General features: G+C 65.2%; 3 protein-coding genes. All 3 read left to right on the forward strand.

The window, feature by feature from the left end; all coding sequences use genetic code 11:
* Positions 1-145 precede the first annotated feature (145 nt).
* Positions 146-1,534 (forward strand): MdtA/MuxA family multidrug efflux RND transporter periplasmic adaptor subunit, encoded by a 1,389-nt coding sequence (locus ACTHN9_RS25620; RefSeq protein WP_440539618.1) that lies wholly within the window; start codon positions 146-148, stop codon positions 1,532-1,534.
* An 18-nt stretch (positions 1,535-1,552) separates the two neighbouring features.
* Entirely contained in the window at positions 1,553-4,687 is a 3,135-nt protein-coding gene (locus ACTHN9_RS25625; protein WP_440539619.1) for an MdtB/MuxB family multidrug efflux RND transporter permease subunit, read from the forward strand.
* Between the two features lie 30 nt (positions 4,688-4,717).
* On the forward strand, positions 4,718-6,523 hold a 1,806-nt coding region (locus tag ACTHN9_RS25630; RefSeq protein WP_440539620.1), incomplete at its 3' end, for an efflux RND transporter permease subunit.

The following is a 6,523-nucleotide window of genomic DNA, read 5'->3' on the forward strand; positions in this document are numbered from 1 at the left end:
CCGCGACGTAGCATCATGCATCGACGCGCGCAGGCGCTCGGCCTGCCCAAGCCGTCAGTGCGCTGCCGGACGCCGCCCTGGCACGAGCACTGCGCTTGCCCACCCCACGCCGCATTGGCATTGCATTGGCGCACAGACAATTTCGATGGCCGAACAAGAAAACCGCCCCCCCTCGCCACCCAGCGGCACACGCCCCGACGCCGGCACCGACACCTCGGCGAGCCGCAAGCGGCCGGCTCGTCGCGCCACGATCGTTGCTGTCGCGATCGTGATACTCGCGGCGCTGATCTGGTGGCGGCCTTGGAGCCGCACGAGCGGCGGCGCCGCGAGCCCCACCGCGAGCGCAACCCGCTCGGGCCGAGGCGCGCTCGGCGCCCTGCCGCAGCCGGTGCACGTGGCCGCCGCAACCGCCGGCGACATGCCGATCGTGCTGACCGCCCTGGGCACCGTGTCGCCGCTCGCCACGGTGACCGTCAAGACGCAGCTCGCGGGTACGCTCCAAAGCGTCGCCTTCAAGGAAGGACAACTCGTCAAGGCCGGCGATTTGCTGGCACAGATCGACCCGCGGCCCTATCAGATCTCGTTGGAAAACGCCCAAGGCGCGCTGGCCAAGGACACCGCGTTGCTCCAGACCGCGCGTCTCGATCTGAAGCGCTACCGGACGCTGCTCGCGCAAGATTCGATCGCGGCTCAGCAAGTGGACACGCAGGCCTCCCTCGTCAAGCAGTACGAAGGCCAAGTGCAATCGGACCACGCCAGTATCGACACCTACAAGCTCGATCTCACCTACGCCCGCATCACCGCGCCGATCTCGGGCCGCGTCGGCCTGCGCCAAGTCGATCCCGGCAACTACGTGACCCCGTCGGATGCGAACGGCATCGTCGTCATTACGCAGCTGCAGCCGATCAGCGTCGTCTTCACGACACCCGAGGACAACCTCCCGGCCATCCTCAAACAGATGCAAGCTGGCGCGAAACTTTCGACGACGGCGTACGACCGCAATAACACGGTGGCGCTCGAAACCGGTTATCTGGAAACGATCGATAACCAGATCGATACGTCGACCGGCACCGTCAAACTGCGGGCGATGTTCCCGAACACAGGGCAAATGCTGTTTCCGAATCAGTTCGTCAACGCTCGGCTGCTGATCGATACGCTCCACAACGCCGTGATCGTGCCGAGTTCGGCCGTGCTCAACGGCGCCAACGGGCCGTTCGCTTACGTCGTCAAGCCGGACAACACCGTCACGGTCCGCCCGCTCAAGGTCGGTCCCGTCGACGGCGAACGCACGAGCATCGCATCGGGGCTGGCCATCGGCGAGCGCGTGGTGATCGACGGCTCGGACCGTTTGCGCGAAGGCGCGAAGATCGCCGTCGCACCGGACGCCGCCACGGTGCTCAAGGCCGCCTCGGGCTCGCAGGCCGCCGGCGCGCATCGCGCGTCGGGTACGTGGGGCGCATCCGGCGCCGCCAGTGCGTCGGGTTCGCACGGCCATCGTCGCAAGGCCGCGTCGAGCAGCGACGGCGCACAGTAACGGCAGGCGCCACTACGCATGAATCCGTCTCGCGCCTTTATCCTGCGCCCCGTCGGCACGGCCTTGCTGATGGCGGCCATCATGCTCGTCGGCCTCGTCGCGCTGCGCTTTTTGCCGATCTCGGCGCTGCCCGAAGTCGACTACCCGACGATCCAAGTCCAAACCTTCTACCCTGGCGCGAGCCCCGAGGTCATGACCTCGTCCGTCACCGCGCCGCTCGAGCGGCAGTTCGGGCAGATGCCCTCGCTCAACCAGATGTCGTCGCAAAGCTCCGCGGGGGCCTCGGTCATCACGCTGCAATTCAGCCTCGATCTGCCGCTCGATATTGCCGAACAAGAGGTGCAGGCCGCCATCAACGCGGCGGGGAACCTCTTGCCCGCCGATCTGCCGGCACCGCCCATCTACGCCAAGGTCAATCCGGCCGACGCGCCGATCCTCACGCTCGCGATCACGTCGAACACGACCCCGCTGACCGACATCGAGGATCTCGCCGATACGCGCTTAGCCGAGAAAATCTCGCAAGTTGCCGGCGTCGGCCTCGTTAGCCTCAGCGGCGGCCAGCGGCCCGCGGTGCGAATCGAGGCCAATCCGCTCGCGCTGGCCTCGTACGGCTTGAACCTCGACGACCTGCGCTCGAGCATCGCGAACCTGAACGTCAACACGCCCAAGGGCAACTTCGACGGCCCGACGCGCAACTTCACGATCAATGCGAACGATCAGCTGACCGATGCACGCGCGTACAACGATGCCATCGTCGCATACAAGAACGGCCGCCCCGTCATGCTGACCGACGTCGCGAAAATCGTCGACGGCGCCGAGAACACGAAGCTCGGCGCGTGGGTGGGAACGGGCGGCGCCGTCACGCCGGCGATCTTGGTCAACGTCCAGCGTCAGCCGGGCGCCAATGTGATCAAGGTGGTCGATAGCGTCAAGGCGTTGCTGCCGCAGTTGCAGGCCTCGCTGCCCGCGGCGGTCAACGTGGCCGTGATCACCGATCGCACCACGACGATCCGCGCCTCGGTGCGCGACGTGCAATTCGAACTCGCGATGTCGGTCGTGCTCGTCGTGCTCGTCATGTACCTGTTCCTGGCGAACGTCTACGCGACGATCATCCCGAGCTTGTCGGTGCCGCTCTCGTTGATCGGCACGCTCGCCGTCATGTATCTGTGCGGCTTCTCGCTCGACAACCTCTCGCTCATGGCATTGACGATCGCCACCGGGTTCGTGGTCGACGATGCCATCGTCATGATCGAAAACATCGCGCGCTACGTCGAGCAAGGCGACACCGCGCTGGAAGCGGCGCTCAAAGGGTCCAAGCAGATCGGATTCACGATCATTTCGCTGACGGTTTCGCTGATCGCCGTGCTGATTCCGTTGCTGTTCATGGGCGATGTCGTGGGCCGGCTCTTTCACGAATTCGCGATCACGCTGGCCGTGACCATCGTTATTTCGGCTGTGGTTTCGCTCACGCTCGTGCCGATGATGTGCGCGAAGCTGCTCCGGCATACGCCGCCGCTCGAGAGCCATCGCTTCGAAGCCAAGGCGCACGCCGTCATCGATGCGGTCATCGCGCGCTATGCCGTGGCGTTACGCTGGGTGCTGGCGCGCGAGCGAGCGACGCTGGCCGTCGCCGTCCTCACGCTCGTCTTGACGGCGCTGCTCTATGTCCTGATCCCGAAGGGCTTCTTCCCCGTGCAGGACACGGGCGTCATTCAGGCGATCACGCAAGCGCCGCAGTCGATATCGTACGGCGCGATGGCCGCACGCCAGCAAGCGCTGGCCAGCGCGATCCTCAAGGATCCGAACGTCGACAGCCTAACCTCGTTCATCGGCGTGGACGGCACCAACATCACGCTCAACAGCGGCCGCATGCTGATCAACTTGAAGCCGCACGGCGATCGCTCGAAAAACGCCACGGAGATCATCCGCGACCTCGAAAGCGAAACGGCGAACGTGGCGGGCATTACGCTCTATCTGCAGCCGGTGCAGGATCTAACGATCAATTCGACCGTCAGCGCGACGCAATATCAGTTCATGCTGACCGACCCGAACCCCGACGAGTTCGCGAGCTGGGTGCCCAAGCTCGTCGATCGGCTGAAGCAAGCGCCGGAGCTGGCCGATATCGCAACCGATCTGCAGCAAAGCGGGCGCTCGGTGTACGTCGAGATCGATCGCGCGAGCGCCGCGCGCTTCGGGATTACGCCGGCCACCGTCGATAACGCGCTGTACGACGCGTTCGGGCAACGCATCATCTCGACGATCTTCACGCAGTCGAACCAGTACCGCGTCATCCTCGGCACGGACCCTAACATGCAGCGGTACGCCGATGCGCTGAAGTCGATCTACCTGCCCTCCTCTCAAGGCAACGGGCAACAAGTGCCGCTCAGTGCGATCGCCACGTTCGCCGAACGTCCGGCGCCGCTGCTCGTCTCGCACCTAGGCCAATTCCCGTCCACGACGGTATCGTTCAACCTGGCGCCAGGGGCATCGCTCGGCGCGGCCGTGAAGGCGATCCAGCAGGCCGAGCGCGATGTCGGCTTACCCGCCTCCTTCCAGACACGCTTTCAAGGGTCGGCTCTCGCCTTCCAGGCGTCGCTCTCGAACGAGCTGTTCCTGATTCTCGCGGCGATCGTGACGATGTACATCGTGCTCGGCGTGCTCTACGAGAGCTTCATCCACCCGATCACGATTCTCTCGACGCTGCCGTCGGCGGGGGTCGGCGCATTGCTCGCGCTGATCGTCTCGGGGCACGACCTCGACATCGTCGGCATCATCGGCATCGTGCTCCTGATCGGTATCGTGAAGAAGAACGCGATCATGATGATCGACTTCGCACTCGAGGCCGAGCGCGAACAAGGCAAGAGCCCGCGCGAGGCGATTTATCAGGCTTGCTTGTTGCGCTTCCGGCCGATCTTGATGACGACGATGGCGGCGCTGCTCGGCGCCCTCCCGCTCATGCTCGGCACCGGCGTGGGTTCGGAGCTGCGCCATCCGCTCGGTATCGCGATCGCGGGCGGGCTCGTGGTGAGCCAACTGCTGACGCTGTTCACGACGCCCGTCATTTATCTCGGCTTCGACTCGCTCGCACGGCGTGTGCGCGAGCGCTTCGGACACGGCCATCCCGAGACGGGAGCCGGCGATGCGGGGGCCTGATATGAACGTCTTCCAGCGAGCGGCAGCGGCATGAACCTCTCCCGCCCGTTCATCTCGCGCCCGGTGGCCACGACGCTGCTCGCGATCGGTGTGGCGCTCGCCGGCATCTTCGCCTTCGCCAAGCTGCCGGTCGCGCCGCTGCCGCAAGTCGACTTCCCGACGATTTCGGTGCAGGCGCAATTGCCGGGCGCAAGCCCGGAAACCGTCGCGACGAGTGTTGCTAGCCCGCTCGAACGCCACCTCGGGCAGATCGCGGATGTGACCGAAATGACGTCGATGAGCGGCGTCGGCCAAACGCGGATCACACTGCAGTTCGGCCTGAACCGCGATATCGACGGCGCCGCGCGCGACGTGCAAGCCGCCATCAACGCCGCACGCGCCGATCTGCCGACGAGCCTGCGCAGCAACCCGACGTATCACAAAGTCAACCCGGCCGACGCACCGATTCTGATCCTTTCGCTGACATCGAAAACGGTGCCCCCCGGCCAGCTCTACGACGCCGCGTCCACCGTATTGCAGCAGGCGCTCTCGCAAGTGGACGGGATCGGCGAAGTCGACGTCAGCGGCTCGGCGAACCCGGCCGTGCGCGTCGAGCTCGAACCGCAGGCCCTGTTCCACTACGGCATCGGACTCGAAGATGTGCGAGCGGCCCTCGCGGCCGCGAATGCGAACAGCCCCAAAGGTTCGATCGACTTCGGCGAGAACCGCGTTCAGCTTTATACGAACGACCAGGCCAAGGCCGCCGCGCAGTACAAGGATCTCGTCATCGCCTATCGCCACGGCGCGGCGGTCAAGCTCTCCGACGTCGCGCAGGTTCAGGATTCGGTCGAGGACCTGCGCAACCTCGGCCTCATGAACGGCCAGCGGTCGGTGCTCGTGATCCTGTACCGGCAGCCCGGCGCGAACATCGTCTCGACGATCGATCGCGTGCTGGCCATGCTGCCTCAACTGCAAGCGTCGGTGCCGGCCGCGATCGACATCACGTCCGTGGCCGATCGATCGACGACGATCCGCGCCTCGCTGAAGGACACCGAACGCACGCTGATCGTCGCCGTGCTGCTCGTCATCACCGTCGTGTTCCTGTTCCTGCGCAACTGCCGTGCGACGCTGATCCCGAGCGTGGCCGTGACGATCTCGAACGTCGGCACGTTCGCTGCAATGTATCTGCTGCACTACTCGATCGACAATCTCTCGCTGATGGCGCTGATCGTTGCCACGGGTTTCGTCGTCGACGACGCGATCGTCGTGCTGGAGAACATCTCGCGCCACATCGAGGAGGGCGTGCCGCGCATGCGGGCTGCCTATCTCGGCGCGCGCGAGGTCGGCTTCACCGTGACTTCGATCAGCATCTCGCTCGTCGCGGTATTTCTACCGATCCTGCTGATGGGCGGCATCGTCGGGCGGCTCTTCCGCGAATTCGCCGTCACGCTTTCGCTCGCGATCCCCGTCTCGCTGGCGGTTTCGCTGACGGTCACGCCGATGATGTGCTCGCGCCTGCTCGCCGATGCCGAGCATCGTCCCAAGGAGGGCCCGCTCGCGCAGCGGCTCGAGCGGGCGTTCGCACGACTGCAGGCCGGCTACGGGCGCACGCTCGGATGGGCGCTGTCGCATCCGCTGCTGACCCTCATGACGCTGATCGCGACGATTGCGCTGAACGCCTATCTGTACGTGGTCGTGCCAAAAGGCTTCTTTCCGCAGCAGGACACGGGACGGCTCGTCGGCGGCATCCAAGCCGATCAGGCGACCTCGTTCCAGGCGATGAAGGTCAAGTTCTCGGAAATGATGGCGATCGTGCAGCACAATCCGAACGTCGCCAACGTCATCGGCTTCACGGGC

The organism is Trinickia sp., from assembly GCF_051953405.1.
Taxonomy (GTDB): Bacteria; Pseudomonadota; Gammaproteobacteria; order Burkholderiales; family Burkholderiaceae; genus Trinickia.